We start from the raw sequence: 23,519 nt of genomic DNA, 5'->3' as shown, positions 1-23,519 counted from the left end.
GGCGGAACGCTCCCCCTCACCGGCCGACGGCGATCATGCGCTCGACCGCGAGGCGCGCGCGGCCGGCGACGGCGGGGTCGATCTCGACCCGCGGCTCCAGCGAGGTGAGGCTTTCCAGGATGTTCGACAGGGTGATGCGCTTCATGTGCGGGCACAGGTTGCAGGGACGAATGAACTCCACGTCCGGCAGGCCGGCCGCGACGTTGTCGCTCATGGAGCATTCCGTGACCATCAGGACCCGGGCCGGGCGCCGCTTCCCGACATAGTCGATCATATGGGCGGTGGAGCCGACGAAGTCGGCGGCTTCCAGCACGTCGGGCGGGCATTCCGGATGGGCGATGATGGTCAGCCCGTCGAACCGCGCCCGGTACTCGCGGAGTTGGTCGCCGGTGAAGCGCTCGTGGACCTCGCAGTGGCCCTTCCAGGCGATGATCTCGACCCTGGTCTGGGAGGCCACGTATTTGGCGAGATATTCGTCCGGCAGGAACAGCACGCGGTCGACGCCCAGGCTCTCCACCACCTGCACCGCGTTACCGGAGGTGCAGCAGATGTCGGACTCGGCCTTCACCTCGGCCGAGGTGTTCACGTAGGTGACGACCGGGACGCCGGGATATTTCTGCCTCAGCAGGCGGATGTCGGCCCCGGTGATGCTGTCGGCCAGCGAGCATCCGGCCGACATGTCGGGCATCAGGACCAACTTGCCCGGATTCAGCAGCTTCGCCGTCTCCGCCATGAAGTGCACGCCGGCCATGACGATGACGTCGGCGTCCACGGAGGCCGCCTGCCGCGCCAGGGCAAGGCTGTCGCCGACGATGTCCGCCACGCCGTGGAAGATCTCCGGCGTCTGGTAGTTGTGCGCCAGGACGACGGCGTTGCGCTCCCGCTTCAGGGTATTGATGGCATGGACCAGCGGCGCATGGAACGGCCACTCGACCGCGGGAACGACGCGACTCAGGCGCTCGAAGATCGGCGCGGTGGCCTCGGCGACGTCGGGCGTATAGGCGAGTTGGGCGGCTGCGGACATGGCTTGGCTCCAGTTCTCCAGGATGGCTTTTCTGCTCCAGATGAGCATATCGTATTTATAATCTCAATGAGTATATTACGTAATGCTCTATGTGAGTATATTTGGGCGCAAAAGACAGGCGACCGCCGAAGCGGCCGCCTGCCCGGAGGGAGAATGGGTTCAGTAGGCGGCCTGCGCCATCGCCAGGCCGCCGCCGACCACGAAGACGTCCAGCGGCAGGGCGGTGAGGCTGCCGTCGTTGCGGGTCATCAGCACCATGAAGCCGGCGGTCCTGCCATCCCGGCTGATCCGGACGACCAGATCCTCCACCGGCGGACCGGCGACATCGACCGATGCGACGATCTCCATCGCCCAGGCACTTTTGCCGCGGGCCAGTTCGATCCGGCGGCCGTCCACCTCGGTCCGGTCGGCGGCGATGCCGGACAGCCTTGCCGCCTTGCCGGCCCAGGCCGGCGCCATCTCCTGGAGGGTCGCGGGGTCCAGGCGGCTGAACACGGCATGGCCGAGACCGCCCAGCGGCGCCACGTGCTCCTCCGGCTGGCGGGCATTGTGCAGGATCCGCATCACGGTGCAATCCTCGTAGGCGGAGGCGAGCGGATGCTCCATCAGGGCCTTGCCGCGCCCGTCACGGCTGGAGAAGGCCACGAACCCGGCGCAACTGTCCGTCTTGTAGCGGCCGTCCGGGGTCTCAACCTCGATCAGGGGCCGCGGGGCCGACATGCTTTCGGCGTACCGTTCCAGCTTGCCCCGCAGGTCGGGGTCGAGCACCCCGGCCAAGCGGCCATGGTCCGAGGCTTCGCCGGCAGGCGCCATGGAGCCGATCGTGGCGACGATCAGAAGCACCAGGAGGAAAACGCCGGCGATGACGACGCGGTAGAGCGGGAACGGACGGTCGAGGTCGGGAAGGATGGGGGACGGTGGCATGGGCGGCCCTGCGTGCTACGGTCAAGCCATCTGCGGCTTATGCTGCATCGCAACAAAACTTACCCGAAATCGAGGGCCGGCACCATGCGCCAAGGCGCCACACTGTCATGCGCGGGGCGCAGCGGCGCCGTCAGTCCGTCACCCGGACGGCGGGCACCCCCACGCCCGGCGAGGCGCGCTCGCGCAGGACATCACGGCGGAAGCGGAAGAGTTCCGCGGGCCTGCCGCCGGTGCGGCTCTCCACTTGGCCCGTGGGCTCGACGAGGCCGCCCGCGATCACCAGACGGCGGAAGTTCTGCTTGTGCAGCCCCACGCCCGACAGCGCCTCGACCACCTGCTGCAGCCGGAACAGCGTGAAGGTCGGCGGCAGCAGCTCGAACACCAGCGGCCGGTACTTCAGCTTGCCGCGCAGACGGCCGAGGGCGGATGCCAGGATGCGCCGGTTGTCTGACGCCATCGGCTTGCCCAGCGCCCTCGGGGTCTCGGCGCCGCGCATCGCGACCGGATCGTGCAGCCCGGCCGCCCGGATCGCGTCGCGGTCGCGCTGCGCCTCGACCAGCAGCCCCGCCTCGTAGAGGAGCTCGTACCGTTCCAGGGCGCGCTCGAAATCCCAGGCGGCGTCGTCCGCCTCCGGCCCGAAGCTCAGGCCGACCCGCTCGGCCCGTCGGCCGGTCTCGGCATCGTCGGCCGCCGCACCGATCCATCGCCGCAACGCCGGGCGGATCACCCGCTCGACCAGCGGCGGGCGGCCGCCGCGCCAATCCTCCCAGGGGAGGAACTCGTACCAGTCGCGCCATTCGGCCTCGCCGGCGCCGGACAGCGGCGCTTCCCGCACCAGGGCCAGGTACCCGACCGACACCACGCGGGGGCCGCCGGCCAGTTCGCCATGGTCGCGGTAGCGGTCGCCGAAGGTGTAGAGCTGCTCGACATAGCGGAGCGGCAGCCCGGTCTGCCGCTCGACCCGGCTGCGCAGGGCGCTTTCCAGCGTGCGGTGGTGCCCGGGTTCGAACGGGCCGAACGGCAGCGCGTCGCGGTGGGGCGCCGGCACGCCTTCCGCCGCCGTGGGCTGCTGCGTCCGCACGACCAGGATGCGCGGCGTCTCGCCGGTCACGGCGACCACGACGGCCGTCAGTCCGACCACGGTGGCATTCATCCCCGAACAATCCCGAAATTCGTCACGATACAGGCCCCGTGTGTGGCAGTGCAGCGAAGGATTTACAAGCGCCGAAGGGAATTCCGGCTTTACCGGACGGGTTGTGAAGGGTTCATATGCATCGCAAGAAGAACAAGGGAACAAGCGATATGGCGAAGTACAGGATTGCCGTGATCCCCGGGGACGGCATCGGCAAGGAGGTGATGCCGGAAGGCATCCGGGTGCTCGATACGGTGGGCGCCCGGTTCGGGATCGAATTCGAGTGGGAGCACCTGGACTGGAGCTGCGACCGCTACCACAGCGCGGGCGGCATGATGCCCGCCGACGGGCTGGATCGGATCAGGAACCATGACGCGATCTATCTGGGCGCCGTCGGCTGGCCGACGGTGCCGGACCATGTCTCGCTTTGGGAACTGCTGATCCCGATCCGGCGCAACTTCCAGCAATATGTGAACCTGCGCCCGGTGCGCCTGTTCGACGGGGTCCCCTGCCCGCTCGCCGGCCGGCCGGAGATCGATTTCTGGATCGTGCGGGAGAACAACGAGGGCGAATATTCCGAGATCGGCGGGCGCCTCTATGCCGGGACCGACGCCGAGATGGCGGTCCAGGAGAACGTCTTCACCCGGCGCGGGACCGACCGCGTGCTGCGCTACGCCTTCGAGCTGGCCCGCTCGCGGCCGGAGAAGCACCTGACTTCGGCGACCAAGTCCAACGGGATCATCCATACGATGCCGTTCTGGGACGAGCGCTTCAAGGCGATGGGCGAGGCCTACCCCGACGTCCGCACCGACCAGTACCACATCGACATCCTGACCGCCCATTTCGTCCGCAACCCGTCGCGGTTCGACGTGGTGGTCGGCAGCAACCTGTTCGGCGACATCCTGTCCGACCTGGGGCCGGCGGTCACCGGCACCATCGGCATCGCGCCGTCGGCCAACATCAATCCGGAACGGGATTTCCCGTCGATGTTCGAGCCGGTCCACGGCTCCGCCCCCGACATCGCGGGCAAGGGCATCGCCAACCCGATCGGGCAGATCTGGTCCGGGGCGATGATGCTGGACCATCTGGGCCATCCCGATGCGGGACAGGCGATCGTCAGCGCGATCGAGAAGGTCCTGGTCCAGCCCGACCTGCTGACGCCCGACATGGGCGGCAAGGCCACGACTGCCGGGCTGGGCCAGGCGGTCGCGGACGCGCTCTGAGGTGAATGCCGCCGGAGATCAGCGGCGCGGCGCGGTGTCGTCGAGGACGACGTAGTCCACGTCGGTCAGGATCTCCGGCCGGCCCGTGGGCCTGGGGCCGGAATGCCCGGCGCGCTGCGCCCGGGGCCGGGCCTGCCGCGGCAGGACGAGCCGCAGCAGCACGCGCACCGCCGCCAGCGCCAGGACGAAGGCCATCACCAGCAGGGTCAGCGGCAACGCCACGAGGATGAGCAACGGCACCATCAGGCCCTTGAACCAGGCGGGTACGGCCGGTCGTCCAGGGGCTTGGCGGAAAAAGTGCTCGGAAGCGTACATGGCGGGCGGATCCTCTTTCTTGGCGATTATCACGGGATATATGGTGACTCCCATATGGCCAAACTGGGGCAATCGCCCTTGCGCCATCATTTCCTGCAGATGAACTCTACGTAATGGTCTCCAGCCGCGGTGCGGGAGGCGCCGAGGAGGGTGCCGCCGGGGCGCCCCGTCGCTCGATCAGGTCGCGCAGCCCGTCGAGCTGCGGAATATGCATGACCTGCTGGTTGAACGGGATCGCGATGCCGTTGCGTTCGAACGCCTCGGCGATGGCGAACCGCAGGTCGCTGGCGGTGGACAGGAAGAAATCCACGTCCGGGATGAAGCAGCGCAGTTCGAAATCCAGGGAGCTCTGGCCGAAGTCGCGGAACACCACCATGGGCCCGGGCATCCGGGCCACCCGGGGATGGGCGTTGGCGCAGGCCAGCAGGGTCTCCCGGACCAGCTTCAGGTCCGAGCCGTACTCGACCCCGACCTTGATGTCGATCCGGCCGAATTTGTCCTTGAAGGTCCAGTTGACCACCGCCGACGACACCAGCTCGGAGTTCGGGATGATCACCGAGGCGCGCTGGAAGGTCTGGATCTCGGTCGCGCGCACGCTGATGCGCTTGACCACGCCCTCCTTGTCGCCGACCACGACCCAGTCGCCGACCTTGATCGGCCGCTCGACCAGCAGGATCAAGCCGGAGACGAAGTTGCTGACGACGTTCTGCAGGCCGAAGCCGATGCCGACCGAGAGCGCGCCGGCGATCAGCGCCAGGTTGGACAGATCAAGCCCGAGCGCGCCGATCGCCACCAGCAGGGCCACCATGAAGCCGAAATAGCCGATGCCGGTCTTGATCGAGTTCTGGACGCCCCGGTCGATCTGGAGCCGCTGGAGCACCCGGACGTCCAGCGTCCGCTGGACGTAGCGGGTGACCATGACCGCGGCGCTGAACAGCAGGATGGCGGCGATGATGTCGGCCGGCGCCAGCCGGACCCCGCCGATCGTGACCCCCCTCATGAAGGTGTCGAACAGGCTGCGCAGTTCCGACCAGTCGATGCCGCTGAGCGGCAGCAGGATCGCCGCCGCCAGGGTGATCAGCGCGAAGTCGATCGCCACCCTGCCGCACCAGTCCGCCGCCTGCACTCCCCGCTCGGACCGGACCAGGAGCCGGCGCAGCTCGGCGACCGGACCCTGCTCGCGCTCCATCACCATGGTCAGCAGTTCGCGCGCGACGCCGCGCACCAGCAGGAGCAGTCCGCCGACCGCCACGGCGGCGAGCGACAGCATGCCGACATAGACGGACAGGTTATGGTAGCCCGCCGCCGAGGCGCCGAGCGCCGCCAGGGCGACGGCGCCGCCGAGGAAGCGCAGATGCACCCAGGAGCCCCCGGCGGCAGCCGGCGCTTCCGCCGCCGCGTCGCCCGGCGGCGGCTGGGCCGGTTCCTGCACCGGCGGCACGGTTCGCCACAGCCGGCCGGGCAGCAGGAACATCAGCGCCGCCGTCGCCAGCAGCATGGCGGCGAAGCCGGTGACGGCCTGGAGTTCCGGCGGGGACAGCATGCGGTTCTGAAGCACGACCGCGCCGCCGGCCACCGCGAGGCCGCCGGCGAACAGGGTGATGCGGCGGACCAGCGCCCGCGCCGAGGCGGGCTCCAGCCCGGTCAGCTGCCAGGCGGAATGGTCGGGTGCCAGGGTCGCCCGCGCCAGCCCGGAAAAGAATAGGAAGAACGCCAGCCCGCCGGCCGCGGCGATGATCAGCGCCTGCAGCGGCAGGGTCCGGACGTCGCCTCCGATGATGTGATGGAGGGCCACCGCCACCGCCACGGTCGGCAGCACCGTCATAAGGCAGCGCCCGACGGCTTCCACCGCCATCGCGACGACCCTCTGCCGGTAGCCGGGATGGGTCTCGACGGGCCGATGCCCGAAGCGGCGGAGCAGCCAGCGCCGAAGCGGCCAGGCGACGCCCAGCGCCACCAGGAAGGCGGCGGCCAGTTCGAAGCCGCGGTCGCGCCAGGCCCGATCGGCGGCGGTGACGGCGACCGCCTGGACCACGCGGTCGCGCAGATAGTCGGCCTGGACCGGCAGGCTGTTCCAGGTCCCCCGCTCCAGGGGCAGGGGACCGCGCTGGAACAGCGCGTCGGTGAACTGCTGCATCCGCTTGTCGGTGGCGGTCCGCATCAGGATGTCGGCGCGCGTGGCGATCAGTTCGGCCTGCCGGGCCCGCCCGTCGAGTTCGGCGATGATCTTTGACAGCCGCTGACGGTCGGCGGCGACGGCCGGCGCCTCGGGCGGTGCCCCTTCGGCCGGCGGAGCCCCCAGGGCGTCGGCGAGCTGGCGGTTCACCTCCTGCTCGGCGGTGGCGGCCGATGCCGCACCCCGCGCGGAGTCGTACAGCGATGACAGGTCCGAGCGCAGGGCCTGGTACTCGGCCTCCTCGAGATCGCCGCGCGCCAGCCGAGCCGCGGCCTTGTCGAGCGATGACTGCCAGCCGGCCAGGGCCGCCCTGAAATCGGGAGGCGTGGCCTGAGCGCCCGCCGGCAACGGCGGGAGGCACACAAGGAACAGGAGAAAGGCCGTCCGCAGAAGATGCTGCGAGCGGCCGAACCACGCGGAAAGCGATTGGCGCATCTGGACCGATAAACCCATGGCGGAAAATCCGGCCAGGCCGGATGCGCAGGTTTAGCATGCCTCCCGGGGAACGGCGGGGATTTTATGGTGACGAGAAGAAGACGGCCCCGGACCGGCCGGACCCGATGGGATCGGGGCCGAGCCGGCCGGGGAGCGAGCCGATGGGGAACGAGATGGCCGGAGCCGAACCGAGGGCGGGTCCGGTCAGGCCGGAACGGCCTGCAGGCGGCGCGTGGCCGGGATGTCGCCGGACATGGACTGGTCAGGCGTGATGCCGTTGTTCATCGCCCAGATCGCGGCCTGGGTGCGGTTGTTGACGTCGATCTTGCGCAGCAGCGTCTTCAGGTGGACCTTGACCGTCGCTTCCGTGATGCCGAGCTTGTTGGCGATCAGCTTGTTGCTGGCGCCCATCACCAAATGCTGGAGGATCTCCCGCTCGCGGCCGGACAGCCCACGCCAGGAGCCCTGCGGAGCCTGGGGGGCGATCTGGTTCAGCAGCAGGCTGGCGAGGTTGGTCGGGAACACCTTCTCGCCGATCAGGACGAGCTGGAGCGACTGGATCAGCGCTTCCGGAGAAACGTCCTTCAGCAGGTAGCCGTCGGCCCCGGCGCCCATGGCGGCCTTGAGGCGGTCGGCGGACAGCTCGGACGCCAGGACGACGATGCGCGTGTCCGGGAATCCGGCGCGCAGGTCGGACAGGGTCTCGTCGGCATCGACGGGGTAGTCCACGATCACCAGCTTGGCCGCTGGGGCCTCGCCGGCGACGGCCTGTTCGATCGAAGCGTACTCGCTGACAAGACGAAAGGGGCTACCTGCCAGGAGATGCTTGATACCCTCGCGGAACAAACGATTCGGCTCGATGAGAATGGTGTCGTGTTCGGTCATCTCGAATTCCCTCAATTCAGCGCATTGGTTTGGCGTCAGCTTGCCGGCTGCCACAAGAAAGTTCCTGAGGCGGCCTTTGGAGGCATTCGGATCCGCTCACTCCGAGGGGTCCCTACCTCTCTTGAGCGCATAATGCTTGCAGTCCTTGTTGCGGTCAACATTTGTTTAACGGCTTTTTAACCGATTTATCGGATAGAACCGTTCCGCAATACCTAATCCCCGCGGCCTATGACTTGGCCGGGAACTAACACCAAGGCAGCGCTGGGCAGGCCGAACGGCCTGGCGGCCGCGGCATGCGGTCGTCTCGAACGGGTGCCTTCCAGATGGGTACGGCGGGGCTTCGGAAGGCTCCGATTCAGCCCATGCCAACCGACAGCAGCATGAACACCAAAATCGCGGTAACCGTACCAGCCATCAAATAAACTGGCGAAAGCCCATCCCGGGTGCGATTTTTGTCGGTTTTCATCGTGACCTCCAGGGTGTGGAAGTTGTGACACGCTGTGACTTATGGAAAATTTATGATAGCTTGATCCGCACCGCACATCAAAGGAAACCACCGGCCCGGACTGTTCCCGCGCCGGAGTCGCGAATCGTCGCACCCCTTGTGATAGAGGAACAAGCCCCTCCCCGCCGTTGTTCTGGACACGGTTGACGACCCGGTTGCCCAGGAACGCGCGTCGTCCCGACGGTCAACCCAGCCGGAGGTGGTGCGATGCCGATACCCGAGTGGACACCCCTGCTCACCGTGATCCAGATGATCTCGGCAATCGCCTCATGGCACCCCCAGGCGGCGGCGGTCGACCGGAACGATGCCCTGTGCCTCGCCCGGAACATCTATTTCGAAGCGCGCGGCGAAAGCTCGCGCGGCCAGTACGCCGTCGCCGCCGTGACCCTCAACCGGGTGCGGGAGAAGCGCTGGCCGGGCGGCATCTGCGGGGTGGTCTATCAGAGCAAGCAGTTCTCCTGGACCATCTCTCGCCCGATGTCGCGGCCGACCGTGATCGACGACCGCGCCGCCTGGCAGCGCGCGGCCGAGGTCGCGGTGCTGTCGCTGGTCGGTCTGGCGCCGGATTACAGCCGTGGGGCGACACATTATGTCGCACCCAAGCGCCTGCGCCGCATGCCGGTCTGGACCGCCGCCATGGCGGTCAGCCACCGCATCGACGGTCATGTGTTCTTCTCGGAACGGCGAGCCGTCAAGGCGGCCTCGGCGGCAGGACCGCGCCGAAACGCGCCCCGCCCGGTCCTTGCAGCGGCCGGCGAGGATCGGAAAAGCGGCGACTCGAAGCGCGTCGCGATGGCCGCGGGAATTGCGGAAGCCTATCGCGCAGTGGAGGCCGGCACTTCCAGGAGCCGTTGCGGCACCCTGTACGTACTTCCCACGATCAAGGTCGAGGCGGCGTTGGCTCTCGACTCGGAAGGAGCCGATGTTCGGACGCCGCACCGGCAAGGAGACCGCCACCCGAAGCCCCAACCTTGGAGTTGGAGCCATGTCGCCGGAACCACCGCGGACCGGCGCATCCGCTCGGGCGCCCGCCGCGTCCGGACCGCCTGACCGCAGCCCCACCCCCGGAAGAACGGTCGTGAACCCGCCTCCGTCACCTTGTCGAATGACGGAACCTGGGGCATAGGCGGGTAAAGGCCATGTGCGTTCGGGCACTGATCCAAAGTAATCTTGCCCATTGGAGAACTGGGTTTATGCTGTAACCGTGAGTGCTCTGTCTCAGCATTCACTATAGTCCCAGCCGGTGGCCGGGATCAGTCTTGACGCAACGTCCTCATGACGTGAAGCCTCCCTGTTCGACTCGCCGGGTCCTGGTGGCCCGGCGGTCTTTTCATACGGCTTTACCTGAAAGCCACCAGCCATCTTCCTTGATCTACCAGTCGGGCGTTGCGTCGAACGATCGCAGCGCCGCTTCGGCGGCGTCGCGGACGGCCGGATCGGCATCGTGCGACAGGGCTCCCAGCGCCGCCGGTATGCGCTGATCCTCATGGTTCGACAGCGCCTCGATCACGGCGAGGCGGACCGCCGGACGGGTGTCGCGGGACAGCCGGATCAGCTGCGTGACGGCGCCGGGCTGCTCCATGGCGCCGAGGGCCGCGACGATGGCGCACCGTCCCTCCTCGTCGCAGCGGTCGGCGGCGCGGGCCAGCTTGACCGGCGTGTCGTCATCGGCGACGCCGACCAGGGCGCGGGCGACCCGCGGGATGTCGATCGGCGTGGCGCGGTCGAGAAGCTCCTCGAGCGGTTCACGCGCCGGGACATGTCCCAGTTCGCCCAGCGCCAGCCGGGCGGCCTTGGCGACGCCCCGGTCCGGGTCGTTGAGCAGGGGCGCCAGGAGCGATGCGTCGTCGCGGCGGTCCAGGGCGGCGGCGAGTCCGCAGGCGGACTGGCGCACTTGAGGGTCGGGGTGCTGAAGGTTCGGGCGGATCAGGTCGGCGGCGGGACGGCAGCGCAAGGCGCCGAAGCAGTCGAGCGCCGCGGCGGTCGAGGCCGGACCGAACAGGCCGCGCCGGATCAGGTCGATCAGCGGGACGGCGGCCGAGGGCGGGCCGATATGGGCAAGGGCGTTGAGGGCGGCCACGACCTCCGGGGCCGGCTGCTGCTGGTCGAAGGCGGCGAAGCGGCGGCAGGCCGTGATCAGGTGCCGGACGGCCTCGGGTTCGCGGCGCTTCGCCAGCTCCTCGATCGTGGCGACGAGGGAGGGATGCTCGGGTGGTTCGGCGTGCAGATGAAGGTTCAGGGCGTCGAGCAGATGACCCGTCGGCCAGTCCCCGATGGGGCGCGGGGGCGGCGTTTCCGCCGCCGGGACGGGCGGCGGATCGGCGGAAACCGGAGTCCCCTGCCCTTGCGCGAAAAGATCGCCCTGGCCGGTATCGACGCGCTTCTTCAACCGGCCGGCCCTGGGTTTGGAGATTCGTTTCACAGCCTCCGCGATAGGAAGCAGCCCGGGGCGGCGTTGTCAATGACGCCCTACGGCGCGTTACCCGCTCCGCCGCCCAGCCAGTCCCGCAGCTTCGACCAGCGGCGGCGGCTCTGCTGGCCCTTGACGGCGATAGCCATGGCCTTGCGCTGGCCGACGACGACGACCAGGCGCTTGCCGCGCGTGATGCCCGTATAGACCAGGTTGCGCTGGAGCATCGCGTAGTGCTGGGTGGTGACCGGCAGGATCACCGCCGGGTACTCCGACCCCTGGGACTTGTGGATCGTGGTGGCGTAGGCCAGGACCACCTGGTCCAGCTCGCCGGCGTCATACGCGACCTCGCGGCCGTCGAACTCGATCAGCAGGGAATTGTCGTCGGGATCGATGCGGGCGACCACGCCGAGGTCGCCGTTATAGACCTCCTTGTCGTAGTCGTTCTCGATCTGCATCACCTTGTCGCCCTCGCAGAAGGTCCAGCCGAACCGTTCGACGCGGGGATCGCGCGGGGGGTTCAGCACCTTCTGAAGCTCGATATTGAGCGATCGGGCGCCCAGCCCGCCCCGGTTCATCGGGCACAGCACCTGGATGTCGCGCACGGGGTCGAGGCCGAAGCGGTCGGGGATTCGGTGCTTGACCATGTGGAGCACCTTGCGCACCCCGTCCTTCGGGTCGGCGGCATCCACGAAGTAGAAATCGGTCAGGCCCTCGCCGGCGTAGGGCTCCGGCATCAGGCCCTTGTTCACCCGGTGGGCGTTGACGATGATCCGGCTCTCGGCGGCTTGGCGGAACACCTCGGTCAGCCGGACCACCGGCACGGCGCCGGAATTGATCACGTCGGCCAGCACCTGCCCCGGCCCCACGGAGGGAAGCTGGTCGACGTCTCCGACCAGCAGCACGGCGGCGCCGTTGGGCACGGCGCGCAGCAGGGCGTTCATCAGGGGCACGTCGACCATGGAGGTCTCGTCCACCACCAGCAGCTCGCACTCCAGCGGATTCGTTTCGGTCCGCTTGAAGCCGCCGGCGGCGGGATCGGTCTCCAGCAGGCGATGGATGGTCTTGGCCTCCATCCCTGTGCTCTCGGACAGGCGCTTGGCCGCCCGGCCGGTGGGGGCGGCGAGCGCTATGGCGAGGCCCTTGACCGCCAGGATCTTCAGGATCGAGTTGACCAGCGTGGTCTTGCCGACCCCGGGGCCGCCGGTGACGACCAGAAGCTTGGACGAGACCGCGAGCCGGACAGCGGCTCGCTGGCTCTCGGCCAGGGTCAGGCCAGTGCGCTGCTCGACCCAGGGAATCGCGGTGGCGGCGTCGATGGCGCCCCACGGCGGCCGGCCCGCGGCGAGGCCCAGCAGGCGGGTGGCGATGTTGCGTTCGGAGCGGTAGAGGCCCGCCAGGAACACGGCCTCCGCCCCGTCGAGCCGGTCGGCCACCACGGTGCCGTCCGCCAGCTCGAGGTCGATGGCTTCCTCGATCAGCGGCGATGGGATGTCGAGCAGCTTTTCCGCGAGCGCCAGCAGGTCGCCACGCGGCAGGCCGCAATGCCCCTCGTCCATGGCCTCCGCCAGGGCATAGGCGATGCCGGCCCGCGCCCTGACCATGGCGGTCTTCTCGATGCCGAGGCGGGCCGCGATGGCATCCGCCGTGACGAAGCCGATGCCGCGGATGTCGCGGGCGAGGCGGTAGGGATTCTCCGAGATGAGCTGGATCGCGTCGGGTCCGTAGGTCTTGAAGATGCGGACCGACCGCGAGGTGCCGACGCCGTGGGAATGCAGGAACAGCATGATCTCGCGGATCACCTTCTGGTCGGCCCAGCCGGCGATGATCCGCTTGGCCCGCACCGGCCCGATCCCGGCCACCTCGCGCAGCCGGTCGGCCTGCTGCTCGATCACGTCGAACACGTCCGCGCCGAAGGCCCGCACCAGCTTCTTGGCATAGACCGGCCCGATGCCGCGGATCATGCCGGAGCCGAGATATTTCTCGATCCCTTCAACGGTGGTCGGCATGGTCGTGCGCAGGAACCCGGCCTTGAACTGGAGGCCGTGGGTGCGGTCGTTGTGCCAAGCGCCGCTGGCCTGGACGAATTCGCCCGCCGAGATCGAGGCGGCATGGCCGACGACGGTGATCAGGTCGCGATGGCCGCGCGCCTTGATGCGGAGAACGCAGAAGCCGTTCTCCGCATTGTGGAAGGTCACCCGCTCGACCAGACCGGCAAGGACTTCCCGGTCCGGCGCGGGCGACGCCGGCCTGTTGGGCTGTTCCACCCTGTGCTGGACCGCTGTCATTGCCACCGCTGGTTCCTCAGTCTAACCCGGCAGGCCCTATCCGGAAACCGCTTCGGCGGGCTGCCGGGAGGCGGCACGGCGGCGGGGAGCCGGCTTCGGTTCCTCCGCCGTTTCGACCGGAGGGGGCGTGTGGCCGGCGTAGCGTTCCAGGATTTGGCGGACCGCCTTCTCGTGGCGGTGCTCCAGGTCGGAGCGGGAGAGCGCCAGCAGGTTGCGGGCCTTCTTGAGCTGTATCAGGGAGCGGGCCTCCGCCACGGCGGCGTCATCCTCGAAGACCAGCCAAAGCTTCAGGCGGCCCCGCGTCAGGTTGAGGGCGTGCTCCACTCGGGCGGTCACTGTGTCCGATGCACGGTTCTTTGAAACTGCCATGTTTTCCTGTTCCAAAATCTCGAAAGGGGCCTTCGGGCAGCTTACAAGTTCATGCTTTGTTCTGACAATGCTTCTTGAAATATGCACAAGAAACACCACATATAAGCCGTCCCCGAAAGCTGCCGTTTCCGTCCCGACCGCCTTGGCGCGCCGCCATGGCCGTCGGCCTTGGGCATGCCTGTTCCGTGGACATTTCCAGGAGAGGCACTATAGATGAGATACCTACCGACCATCGACATGACGCCGCAGGTTTCCCTGCTGCTGTCCGCCGGAGCCCTGCATCTGCAGCCGGGCCAGTGGGTGGCGGGCGACAAGGGAATGGGCCGCTACCTGCGGACCGACCGGAGGACCGGCACGACCTATGTCAGCTGGGTCCGGCCCGGCGACGACTGGAAGACCCAGTCGCAGCGGTTCCACCGCGCCTGCATGAAGGGTTACGTGGGCAAGTACGCGTCACGCTACGAGGGGCTGAGGCCGGCCCGGCCCGGCCGGTACCGTTACGAGGGCGGCGGTCATTCCGCCGCGACCTTGTAACGCTCCTCGTGGGGCGGGATGATACCCAGGGTCATGCCGACTTCCTCGTTGGTCATGGGCCTGGGATAATCCGCGACGTAGCGGTCCAGCGCCGCGATGCAGTCAGCGACCGTGCCGGCCCCGACCGACCTGCAGTCCTCGAAGGCGTAGGGCGTCGGCCGGAACCAGTGCGTGATATAGCAGCCATCGGCGGCCTGCTGTCCGATGGTGAAGGCGAAGCGGCCCTCGAAACCGATGCGGGCGTGGGCCTCGCGTAGGCGCTTCTGCAATTGCTCTATGGTCATTTCAGACTTCCTTCGCATCTTACGCCGCCTCGTCCAGGCTGCCGTCGATCCGGTGGCGCGCCCATTCGGCGTCGGCCCACAGGGCTTCGGAGACCGCCCTGAGATGGCGCGCCAGCGCGGGCTTGGTGTCCGGGCGCAGCAGGCGGTCGAGATGGCAGGCGAGGCCCTTGGCCTCCGCATGGACCCAGCGGGCGAACCGGCGGTCTCGCTCCGCCGCGGAACGGTACCAGCGCGGCATCTGGTCGAACGTGCTTTCCAGTTCGTCTTCCCAGGCGGTGCGGGTCAGCAGCCCGCTGGGGGAGCGGAACAGCTCGCCGGGGGTGGAGTCGATCTTGTTGGAAGAAGCTATCATCGTCATGGCGGAGGATACTCCGGTGCGGCTTCCCCTAGCGGGGAGCTGCGCTTGCGCAGCCGATTATAGATGGTGTCGCCGCCGAAAATTGCGATATCGCAGTCATCAAAATGGCAGCTCGTCGAAGGCGAATCTCTTGTCGAAAACCGGCTGGTTCGCTTCGACCACGTCGTCCTGCGGCTTGGCGCCGGACAGGATCTGGAACCGGCTGGTGAAGCGGTCCAGCACGACCTCCGTCGTGTGGTTCTCGCGGCCGTCCTTGCTGTTCCAGCGGCGGGTCCGGACCTGGCCTTCCAGGGCCACCAGGGTGCCCTTGCGGGCACGCCGGGCGATCACGTCGACCAGCTTCTCGTCCCAGACGACGCAGCGGTGCCACTCCGCCCGCTCCTCGCCCTTGGCGACTTCGCTGGTAGCCAGGCTGAAGCTCGCCATGCGGGCGCCGCCGGCCGTCGTGGTGATCTCGGGATCGCGGCCCAGGCGGCCGACGGCGATGAAACGTTGGTACATGGCTTGCCTCTTCGGGGACCGGGAGTGCTGCCTCAGGCCGCCTCGCGGTCGCTCTCCTCTCGTTTCAGGATTTCGTTCTTCTTCTGCGAGAAGCAGGTGATCATGCGGTTCTGCGCCGCCTTGTCGACCGCGCCGATCTCGCGGATGCGGGCGTTGATCCCGCTGCGCCACAGGTCGTCCAGGGCTTCCAGGTCCTCGACCTCCGCCAGCTTGTCCCGGATCTCCGCCTCCAGCTTGGCGATCCCGGCGGGCTGCAGGTCGGGGTTGGCCTTGACGGCGTAGATTGTCTCGGACTCCTCGCGGTACTTGCTGTCGTCGAACTGGCCGAGATAGATGTCGGCGGCCAGGCCGATCTGGAGCATGCATTTGCCGATGGCGTCGGTCATCGACATCTTGAAGCACTCGTCGTCCGGGCGCTCGGTGCCGTCGCGGTTGCGCCGGACCATCTCGGTGCCGCCCCATTGCGGGCCGGTGAAATGCTTCTCGCCGGTCTCCGGATCGACGTACCAGACGCGGCAGCAGATGAAGACCATGCGCTCGGCGATGGTCCATTCCAGCTGCTCGTAGCCCCAGCCCTTGCCGACCGGGCCGAACACCTCGGTCATCATCTGGAGCCGCCAGGCCGGGTCGATCTGGGTGCCGCGGAAGCCGCCGGCGCGCTGGAACGGCTTGGTCGCCTTGGGGTCCGTGCGCTTCAGCGCGTTCCAGAATTCAAGGTTGTCGCGCACGATGGTGTCGCCCGGCATCCCGGTGGTCATGGTCTCCGTTTCCGGCCCGTCGGCCGGCCTCCTTGCTCGTGGCATGGGACGGTTTCTCCAACGCTCAGTCGTTCATCAGGTCGGGCAGAAAGTCGGGCGCGTGGTCCGGCAGCCATGTGCGCGCCCGGGCCCGGTACTTCCTCGGCAGTTCGCCGACGCGGATCGACAGCCTGCCGTCGCGCGAGCGGCTGATCACGATGCCCCGGGCTTCGGCGGCGGCCGGGACGTAGGCGACCTTGGCCCGCTCGGGCATCAGAGCCTTCAGCTCGGCCTCGGCCGCGCGGTAGGCCTGGACGCCGTCGTGGTTGCTGACCAGGACGTCGCCGACCGCGACGAACCGGTTGTGCATGGACATGTCGAGCACGCCCATGTCGTCGAAGTCGGGTGCCTCCACCGGCAGCGGGTCGGCCGGCTCCAGGTCGTTCTCGACGTGCCACCAGAAGGCCTGGATGGTCTCCAGCAGCAGGGCGGCGTCCACCTCGTTCCGGTCGACGGTCAGGAAGGAATAGCCGGACGGGCGGAGCACGGAGAGGACGCACCGGGCCAGGCCCGACACCATCATCTGGTGCTGCATCTGCCAGTAATATTGTTCCGCCAGATCCTCGTCGGTCTTGAAGCCGGAATGGAACTTGGCTTCCAGGATCGTGTCCGGGGCCATCGCCGGGTCGGCCGGCGGGACGCTCCAGGTCAGGAAGTCCAGGTTGGCGACGATATGGTCGTGGTCGGGATGCACGTGGGTGCGGTGGCCGGCCGGATAGGCTCCGATCCCAGTGCGATAGGTATAGAAGCGGGCGTGCAGCGGCTCGGTCGCGATCCCGATCTGGACGGCGGGCACGAAGTCCAGCCGGGGCGGGGCGGCCCGGCCGGTCTTCTCGCGCCACAGCTCCACCCAGTGGCCCGCCATCACGCGGACCGCGTCGCTGGAGCCCAGGCGGCGGGCCCGGAATTCTACCTGATCCTTGGACAAAGCCATCTGTCGATCCCTGACCCGCTGCAGCTTCGCATTTGAGTCATCCCTATATGGGCATAGCTCCGCCAATGTTAACTGCGATTTCGCATTTAACAAAGAACAAAATGAGAACTGCGGGGAGGAATCTTGCAGGCCCGAGGGAGGGTTTCAGAGGGGCCGGCGGCGCCCGGTCAACTCATCAGTTCGACCCTCAGGGGGCGTACCACGAGGATCGCGACGCCGACCATCTCGGCGCCGTCGATGACCATCGGGCAGCAATGGGGATCGGTGCTGATCGGGACGAGCTGGGGGTGGTAATAGCGGTAGGCGCACAGCGACGTGCCGTCGATCGTGATCACCATGTCGCCCTTGCGCGGCGGGACATGGTCGACCGGCTCGATCACGATCTGGTCCTGGGGCAGCAGTCCGCCCGCGTTCATGTGCAGCGAGGTGATCTGGAGCCCGAAGGCGCGGGGGGAGGTCGGCCGGTCCATCAGGACGCACGGGGCGCCCCGGCGCAGGGCATCGGCCAGGTACTCCGCCGCCCCGGCGCGCGGCAGGTCCATGACGGTCCGGATCTGCTCGTGGCTGAGCACGGGGACCCGGCAGGAGGAGGTCGAGGGCTGGTTGCTGGACAGGAAGCGCGGCTCCGACCCGGCGGCGAAGGCGAGCCGTCCGATGGTCTCGGCGCTGGGCAGGCTGGCCCCCTCGGGGTCCTTGAGGAAGCGGGTCAGGTTGGTCGCGGTCACGTCGGCGCGCTTGGCCCAGGTGGCAGCCGTCCAGCCCCGCTCCTCCATCACGGACCGAAGCCAGCGGTGGAGCGACTCCCTGATCTGCTGCATTGGCCAATTTCCCCGACTGCGAAAAACCGCGGCACCATGATGACAATCATGCAAATTCGCAAGGAAGCGCCCGAGAACAGGAAGAGATCAGCGGATATTCCTGCGTTTTCGCATGATGCAGCGGCAATTATAGGACCAAGGACCAGAGCTTAAGGAAATCTAGCCTAGATTCCAGTGCTTTGCGAGCCCGGCGCGGACGAATCAGCGTGCCGGGCTCCTCAGACCGTGTAGGCCAGCCGCAGGCCGCCCCAGTGCCGGCCCAGGACGGTGACCGGGGCGGAGACGTCCTTCATCAGGCAATACTGTCCGCCGCCCATGTCGCGGCGGTAGGTCTGGAGCAGGAAGGGCCGCGTGTTGCGGCCGGCGGCGAGGCCGACGCGGTCGTTGAACATGCGCCGGTTGCGGCCGTTGGCGGTGTTCCAGGCGACGTCGGAGCCGTGCGGCTTGGAGAACTTGGCATTGTGGGTCGGCAGGTAGCCGTTGCGGTCGACCGTCACGCAGAACACGATGCGGGGGTCTGCGGTCAGCATCGCCTCCTGTATCCCGGGCAGGACAAGGTCGGTGAACTCCGTGAAGCGGGTTCGGACCTGCTGGGGATTGGTCCCCGGGATCGGCTGGTAGCTCTCGTCGAACAGGGCGTCGGCGCTCAGGCGCCCGGAGCGGACGGCGTCCTCGAACAGGGCCGAGATCCGCGCCGCGGCGTTCCGGGCATGGCGGATGAAGGGGGTGTCGATCGTCTCCACGTCCAGTTCGGCGGTGATCCCGATCAGCCGCTCGCTGACGCCCAGCAGCCGGATCACCCGGTCGCGGGTCGCGTTGAGGTCGCCGCTGGACAGTTCCACGTCGCCCGCCATGTCGGCGATCTGCTCCTCTACCCGGCGGGAGCTTTCGCGGATGGCCGTGGCGGCGTCGTCGATCCGCGTGGTCTCGCGGTCGACCTGGACCATCGCTGACCCCACGGTGTCGATCATGGTGCCGAGCGCCTTGGTGCCCGTTCCCACGGCCTTCGCCTTCTCCATGCTCTCGGAACTCTCGGCGAGCAGCAGGCGGGCCTGCTCGTTGAGGAAGCGCAGGGTGGCGTCGATGTCGGCGGTGGCCTCGCCCGTCTTGGAGGCGAGCGCCTTGACTTCCCCGGCGACCACGGCGAAGCCCCGGCCGGCCTCTCCCGCGCGCGCCGCCTCGATCGTCGCGTTCAGCGCCAGCAGGTTGGTCCGCTTGGCGATGGCATTGATCTCCTGGGCTACCTTGCCGATCCGGATCAGGGCCTCCCGCAGCCCGCCGAGCTGGCGCTCCATGCCGGTGACGCCCTCTACTAGCGCGCCGATGTCCTCCAGGGACTCGCGCAGCCGGCCGCGCGAGCCCTCGACCTCGGAGAGGGCGTCCCGGGCGACGGAGCGGGTGGCCTTGGCCGCGGACTGGATGCCGGCGCTGCTTTCCGACATGCCGGCCGCGGCGTCGCGCAGGTCGACGAAGACCGCCGCCTTCTTGGTCATGCGCGAGCTGACGTCCTCCACGCTGCCGGCGACATCGGCGATCTCGATGCCGAGCGTTCCCGCCTCCTGCGCGACCGCGCCGATCAGGAACGACTTTTCGTTCATCATGGTGTCCATCAGCCGGCAAGCCCGTATTTCTTGATTGTTTCAGGCGGCAACGTATCCGTTTCGAAATCTTCGGCGCATTTTATTAAACGAGGCTTAATCGCTCAGGCCGCCTGGGGCTGGAAAAAGCCGTCGAAGATCGGCATGCCGGTGAAGGCGAACATGTCGGGTATGGCGGGGTGGAGCATGAAGGCGCCCGCATCGTGCCGCTCGCCGGAATGCGCGGCGCCGAGATCGGACCAGTCGTGGCGGGCATCGTGGCGGCTCCAGTCCAGGGTCTCGGCGGTTTCGGCGTCCTCCTGCGGTCCGGGGCCGAACTCCTCGGACGAAGCCTCGGCGGTCTCCTCCTCGTCGCCGCCGGGAAGCTTCAGCTTGACGCTGTCGACGTCGATGCCGAGCGTCCGGAGCCCCTGCCCGACGCGGCCGGCGAGGTCGGCCCCGCGGTCGAGGACGGCGCCCAGCAGGGACGGCAGGGAGTCCGCCTCTCCCAGGGCCTCCTCGAATCCGCGGGTCAGGGCCGCCAAGGCCTGCCAGGCACCGGCCTCCCCTTCCGGACCCAGGGCCGCCGCGCTGTTGCCGAAGGCCGCCAGCCCGTCATGGTCGATGACGGCGCTGCCGGTCAGCCGATCGGCCTTCGGGTCGTAGGCCAGGTCGCGGAACAGGCCGGACAGGCAGCCCTGCCCGGTCAGCTTGAGGATAGCGGCATCGCGGACTTGTCCGAAGACTTCCGAGATCGCGTCGGGCGACAGCGCCTCGGCGATCCCGCCGGCGGCATGGACACCGAAATACTTCTCCAGGAAGGCGGCCTCCCGGCCGTCGCCGGGAGCGGCGTCCAGCCCGGCCCAGCCGTACAGCACTCCGGTGACCTCGTCCTCCAGCGCGGTGAGCAGGCCGGCGTCGGCGCCGGCGGTCCCCGCGGCCGAGAATGCGGCGGCACGGTCGCGCAGCCCCGAGTTCGCCGCCAGCGCGTCGCCCAGGTCCGGAAGGCATCCGCGCCCGGGCAGCGTCGGCAACGCGCCCAGGCCGGCGGAGTGCGGTGGGTCGGGTTCCTCCGCAGCCTCGATGCCCGCGCCACCGCCGCCGAACCGTACTCCGCCGGCCGGGCCGGCATCCCCCTGGAGGAGATCGGACCAGCCGTCGGCGCCGTCCGCATCGAAGAACGGGTCGGCGCTGCCGAAATCGCCATCGGCCACGCCGAACGCCATCATCATCCGGGTGGCGAGCGTCCTGACATCCAGCCCGGAGGCGACCGAACCGGCGGCGCCATAGTCCGGACCCCAGTCGCGCGGACCGGTCTCGGCGTCCGCGCCCTGCCGGCGGATATCCCTGTCGAACTCCAGGTCCCCGCCGCCACCGCTGCCGCCGCCGGCCTCGGCGATCAGCGCCTCCAGCACGTCGCCGCCGAACTCGCCCACCTCGTGGAAGATCTCGCCCTGGCCGACCTGGAGCGGGTCGACGGAACCGGTATCCGGGGCATCGCCGCCGCCGTCGGGCCGAACCGTTCCCAGCCGCCGGGACCGGAAAGGTCCGGGAGGGCGAGGCAACCGGATATGGGAGAGGGAAGAAAAAATCGACATCCAAACCCCGAATGACGATCCGATCGAAGTATCCACGGGATCAAATCGGTCAAAGCCGACGGGGGTCACATATACCTAATCGGTCCCATTGAACAAACTGCGTAAAAACCCGGTAACCTGGGAGGGGTTCGGATGTCATCCTTGAAATGGATGCAAGAGCATTCAAACTTGAATGCGCCGGAATGGCCGCGTCTTTCAGCACTGCTCTTCCGTATAGGTCGGTCGAGCGAAGGGATCGGGCGAAACGACTTCGCGAGCGCGGGACGTGACAGTGGGCCGCAGCCGGGAATCCCCGCTACTGCTTCTCGACGATGCGCCAGCCGGAGCCCTCCCGGGCAAGCTTGAGGCGCGCCTTGGCGCCGCGCTGGCTCAGCATGCGGGCGCCGTTCAGCTCGACCATCAGGTCGAACTGGATGGAAGCGACATGGATGCCCTTGCTGTCGGTGACGCCGCCGATCGTCCTGAGGTTCACGATGCGGACGGCGTCGGGCACCAACTGGCCGGGCGGCGGCAGGGTGCCGGCGGCCCTGACGACGGCCAGTTCCTGGTTGGCCGAGGCTTCGAGCAGGTTCGCGATGACCTCGTTCGACGGGACTTCGTCCAGGCAGGCGGCGAGCGCCAGGATCGGCAGCGCGAGTACGGCCAGACGCTTCAGCACCCCAATCCCCCTCCTGGGGCCCCTCCTGGGCCCGAACCGCCGACATCATGAAGGGGCGCGGTTAAGAAATCGCCGAAGCGGAGCGGTTCACGATCCGCGGCGCAGCCGCCCGGCCTCGGCGATGCGGGTGTCGAGGCGGTCGTCGGACAAGCCGAAAGGCTCCTGGTGGACGATCACCTCGGCCTGGGGAAAGGCATCGGTCAGCCGGCACTCGACCTCGTCGGTGATGTCGTGCGCCTCGGCCAGGGTCAGCTCGCTGTCCAGTTCCAGATGAAGCTCGATGAACAGCGTGATCCCGGCGTTGCGGGTGCGCAGGTCGTGCATGCCGCGCGTCGCGGGATGGGCCATGACGATCTCGCGGATGCGCTTGCGGTCGCCGTGGGGAAGCTCGCGGTCCATCAGGGTGTCCAGCGATCCCTTGGCGATGCGGAAGGCCCCGACGATCAGGAAGGCGGCGATGCCCAGCGCGAACAGGGGGTCCAGGATCGGGATGCCGGTCATGCCGGTCAGGACCAGCGCCGCGATGACCGCCAGGTTCATGAACAGGTCGCCGCTGTAATGGAGACTGTCGGCCCCGATCGCCATGGAGCCGGTCCGCCGGATCACCCGGCGCTGGAACGCGACCAGCCCGACGGTCAGCACGATCGAGAAGACCATCACCGCGATGCCGGCGGAGCTTTCCTGGAGCGCCACGGGGTTGAACAGCCGGTTGATCGCCTCGTAGGTGAGGAAGACGGCCGACCCGGCGACGAAGGCGGCCTGGGCCAGAGCCGCCAGCGGCTCGGCCTTCCCGTGCCCGTAGCGGTGGGACCGGTCGGGCGGCCGCAGGGCGACCCTGACCCCCAGCAGCGTGACCACGGAAGCCAGGAGGTCGGACGAGCTGTCGATAAGGGAGGACAGGATGCTGACCGACTCGGTGTAGAGATAGGCCGCCAGCTTCGCCGCGATCAGCGTCAGCGCGACGCCTACGCTGGCATAGGTCGCGGCGCGGCGGAGACGGCCGTCGTCATCCCGTTCCGCATCGTCTCCGATGGTCTCTGCCATCCCGGTTCCCTATCTGCCGCCTTCAGAATGCTGACGGCAACACCTTTAGGGAAACAGGCGTTCCGTTGTCCACCCCGGCGCGGCATCCGCCGCGCCGTCGCCGCCCTCCTGGACCCGGTGGAAGACCACCCGGTCGTGGAGACGGAACGGGCGGTCGGCCCAGAACTCGATGCGCCTGGGCAGCACGCGGAATCCGGACCAGAATTCCGGACGCGGGATCGTGCCGACGGCATGCCGCGCGGTGAACTCCGCCACCCGCTTCTCCAGCTCCCACCGGCCTTCCAGCGGGCGCGACTGCCGGGACGCCCAGGCACCGATCTGACTGCCGCGCGGGCGGCTGTGGTAGTATTCGTCGGCCTCCGCGTCGGAGACCTGCTCGACCGGTCCTTCGACCCGGACGGAGCGCCTCAGGGATTTCCAGTGGAAGCACAGGGCGGCATTGGGGTTGGCCGCCAGCTGGACGCCTTTCCGGCTCTCCAGGTTGGTGTAGAAGACGAACCCGCGCGGGTCCAATCCCTTGAGCAGGACCATGCGGACCGACGGCACGCCCGCGGCATCGGCGGTCGCCAGCGCCATGGCATTGGGGTCCTCGGGTTCCGATTTCTCGGCCTCGGCCATCCAGGTCCGGAACAGGCCATAGGGATCATTCTCTTTAAATTCGATCATGTGTGATGCCGGTCATATTTTTCGGGCGACAACACAATATACATCATTCTCGTGGATACCGAGT

Annotated in this window: 23 protein-coding genes; 3 read left to right on the top strand and 20 right to left on the bottom strand. The window is 68.2% G+C overall.

The annotated features are described in order from the left end of the window. Positions 1-16: 16 nt before the first annotated feature. From nadA to JL101_RS07100, 3 genes are all read right to left on the bottom strand, one after another. Entirely contained in the window at positions 17-1,024 is a 1,008-nt protein-coding gene (gene nadA, locus JL101_RS07110) for a quinolinate synthase NadA (protein WP_203101159.1), read from the bottom strand. A gap of 159 nt (positions 1,025-1,183) precedes the next feature. After that, positions 1,184-1,948, bottom strand: a complete 765-nt coding sequence (locus JL101_RS07105) for a hypothetical protein (RefSeq protein ID WP_203101153.1) — start codon at positions 1,946-1,948, stop codon at positions 1,184-1,186. Between the two features lie 130 nt (positions 1,949-2,078). Beyond that, a complete protein-coding gene (locus JL101_RS07100; protein ID WP_203101152.1) occupies positions 2,079-3,101 on the bottom strand; it encodes an NUDIX hydrolase in 1,023 nt (340 codons plus the stop codon). A gap of 149 nt (positions 3,102-3,250) precedes the next feature. Between JL101_RS07100 and JL101_RS07095 the strand changes: the two genes are divergently transcribed. Then, positions 3,251-4,303, top strand: a complete 1,053-nt coding sequence (locus JL101_RS07095; protein WP_203101151.1) for a tartrate dehydrogenase — start codon at positions 3,251-3,253, stop codon at positions 4,301-4,303. Positions 4,304-4,321: 18 nt separating this feature from the next. Here the strand turns inward: JL101_RS07095 and JL101_RS07090 are convergent, their stop codons facing one another. From JL101_RS07090 to JL101_RS07080, 3 genes are all read right to left on the bottom strand, one after another. Next, the gene (locus tag JL101_RS07090; RefSeq protein WP_203101150.1) at positions 4,322-4,618 is read right to left on the bottom strand and encodes a hypothetical protein; all 297 of its coding nucleotides are present in this window, start codon (positions 4,616-4,618) and stop codon (positions 4,322-4,324) included. Positions 4,619-4,724: 106 nt separating this feature from the next. Then, a complete protein-coding gene (locus JL101_RS07085) occupies positions 4,725-7,247 on the bottom strand; it encodes a mechanosensitive ion channel domain-containing protein (protein ID WP_203101149.1) in 2,523 nt (840 codons plus the stop codon). A gap of 186 nt (positions 7,248-7,433) precedes the next feature. Further along, positions 7,434-8,114 carry a LuxR C-terminal-related transcriptional regulator gene (locus JL101_RS07080; protein ID WP_203101147.1) on the bottom strand — a complete coding sequence of 227 codons (681 nt, stop codon included), beginning with the start codon at positions 8,112-8,114 and terminating at the stop codon, positions 7,434-7,436. 712 nt (positions 8,115-8,826) lie between these two features. On the opposite strand from JL101_RS07080, the gene JL101_RS07075 reads away from it, so the two are divergent. Then, the gene (locus tag JL101_RS07075) at positions 8,827-9,669 is read left to right on the top strand and encodes a cell wall hydrolase (protein WP_203101145.1); all 843 of its coding nucleotides are present in this window, start codon (positions 8,827-8,829) and stop codon (positions 9,667-9,669) included. A gap of 322 nt (positions 9,670-9,991) precedes the next feature. Here the strand turns inward: JL101_RS07075 and JL101_RS07070 are convergent, their stop codons facing one another. The 3 genes from JL101_RS07070 to JL101_RS07060 are packed head-to-tail and all read right to left on the bottom strand — an operon-like array spanning position 9,992 to position 13,653. Further along, positions 9,992-11,041 (bottom strand): HEAT repeat domain-containing protein, encoded by a 1,050-nt coding sequence (locus JL101_RS07070; protein WP_203101143.1) that lies wholly within the window; start codon positions 11,039-11,041, stop codon positions 9,992-9,994. A 47-nt stretch (positions 11,042-11,088) separates the two neighbouring features. After that, positions 11,089-13,317 carry an SF1B family DNA helicase RecD2 gene (gene recD2 / locus JL101_RS07065; RefSeq protein WP_203101249.1) on the bottom strand — a complete coding sequence of 743 codons (2,229 nt, stop codon included), beginning with the start codon at positions 13,315-13,317 and terminating at the stop codon, positions 11,089-11,091. A gap of 36 nt (positions 13,318-13,353) precedes the next feature. After that, a complete protein-coding gene (locus JL101_RS07060) occupies positions 13,354-13,653 on the bottom strand; it encodes a hypothetical protein (RefSeq protein WP_203101141.1) in 300 nt (99 codons plus the stop codon). A gap of 246 nt (positions 13,654-13,899) precedes the next feature. On the opposite strand from JL101_RS07060, the gene JL101_RS07055 reads away from it, so the two are divergent. After that, the gene (locus tag JL101_RS07055; protein WP_203101139.1) at positions 13,900-14,220 is read left to right on the top strand and encodes a hypothetical protein; all 321 of its coding nucleotides are present in this window, start codon (positions 13,900-13,902) and stop codon (positions 14,218-14,220) included. Here JL101_RS07055 and JL101_RS07050 read toward each other — a convergent pair. The 11 genes from JL101_RS07050 to pdxH all read right to left on the bottom strand — a co-directional run bounded on the left by JL101_RS07050 (position 14,199) and on the right by pdxH (position 23,455). Next, the gene (locus JL101_RS07050; RefSeq protein ID WP_203101137.1) at positions 14,199-14,504 is read right to left on the bottom strand and encodes a hypothetical protein; all 306 of its coding nucleotides are present in this window, start codon (positions 14,502-14,504) and stop codon (positions 14,199-14,201) included. The two genes, JL101_RS07055 and JL101_RS07050, sit on opposite strands and share 22 nt — an antisense overlap. 19 nt (positions 14,505-14,523) lie before the next feature. Continuing rightward, positions 14,524-14,862, bottom strand: coding sequence for a hypothetical protein (locus JL101_RS07045; RefSeq protein ID WP_228435328.1), 339 nt, complete (start codon positions 14,860-14,862; stop codon positions 14,524-14,526). A 99-nt stretch (positions 14,863-14,961) separates the two neighbouring features. After that, positions 14,962-15,363 (bottom strand): single-stranded DNA-binding protein, encoded by a 402-nt coding sequence (ssb, locus tag JL101_RS07040; RefSeq protein WP_201072556.1) that lies wholly within the window; start codon positions 15,361-15,363, stop codon positions 14,962-14,964. Positions 15,364-15,395: 32 nt separating this feature from the next. Next, the gene (locus tag JL101_RS07035) at positions 15,396-16,166 is read right to left on the bottom strand and encodes a hypothetical protein (RefSeq protein ID WP_228435327.1); all 771 of its coding nucleotides are present in this window, start codon (positions 16,164-16,166) and stop codon (positions 15,396-15,398) included. 19 nt (positions 16,167-16,185) lie between these two features. Then, the gene (locus tag JL101_RS07030) at positions 16,186-17,094 is read right to left on the bottom strand and encodes a YqaJ viral recombinase family protein (RefSeq protein WP_203101135.1); all 909 of its coding nucleotides are present in this window, start codon (positions 17,092-17,094) and stop codon (positions 16,186-16,188) included. A gap of 167 nt (positions 17,095-17,261) precedes the next feature. Continuing rightward, entirely contained in the window at positions 17,262-17,912 is a 651-nt protein-coding gene (locus tag JL101_RS07025) for a helix-turn-helix domain-containing protein (RefSeq protein WP_203101133.1), read from the bottom strand. Between the two features lie 218 nt (positions 17,913-18,130). Then, positions 18,131-19,513, bottom strand: coding sequence for a methyl-accepting chemotaxis protein (locus JL101_RS07020; protein ID WP_228435326.1), 1,383 nt, complete (start codon positions 19,511-19,513; stop codon positions 18,131-18,133). Positions 19,514-19,614: 101 nt separating this feature from the next. Next, positions 19,615-21,087, bottom strand: coding sequence for a hypothetical protein (locus tag JL101_RS07015; protein WP_228435325.1), 1,473 nt, complete (start codon positions 21,085-21,087; stop codon positions 19,615-19,617). A 295-nt stretch (positions 21,088-21,382) separates the two neighbouring features. Then, complete coding sequence (locus JL101_RS07010) at positions 21,383-21,745, bottom strand: hypothetical protein (RefSeq protein ID WP_203101127.1); 363 nt, start codon at positions 21,743-21,745, stop codon at positions 21,383-21,385. A gap of 87 nt (positions 21,746-21,832) precedes the next feature. Continuing rightward, positions 21,833-22,789 (bottom strand): cation diffusion facilitator family transporter, encoded by a 957-nt coding sequence (locus JL101_RS07005; RefSeq protein ID WP_203101125.1) that lies wholly within the window; start codon positions 22,787-22,789, stop codon positions 21,833-21,835. A gap of 45 nt (positions 22,790-22,834) precedes the next feature. Next, positions 22,835-23,455 carry a pyridoxamine 5'-phosphate oxidase gene (pdxH, locus tag JL101_RS07000; RefSeq protein ID WP_203101123.1) on the bottom strand — a complete coding sequence of 207 codons (621 nt, stop codon included), beginning with the start codon at positions 23,453-23,455 and terminating at the stop codon, positions 22,835-22,837. Between the last annotated feature and the right edge of the window lie 64 nt (positions 23,456-23,519).

Origin of the sequence: Skermanella rosea (assembly GCF_016806835.2) — a bacterium.
Taxonomy (GTDB): Bacteria; Pseudomonadota; Alphaproteobacteria; order Azospirillales; family Azospirillaceae; genus Skermanella; species Skermanella rosea.
Note: the sequence above shows the minus strand (reverse complement) of the source record. Positions and strands in the feature narration are given on the sequence as shown.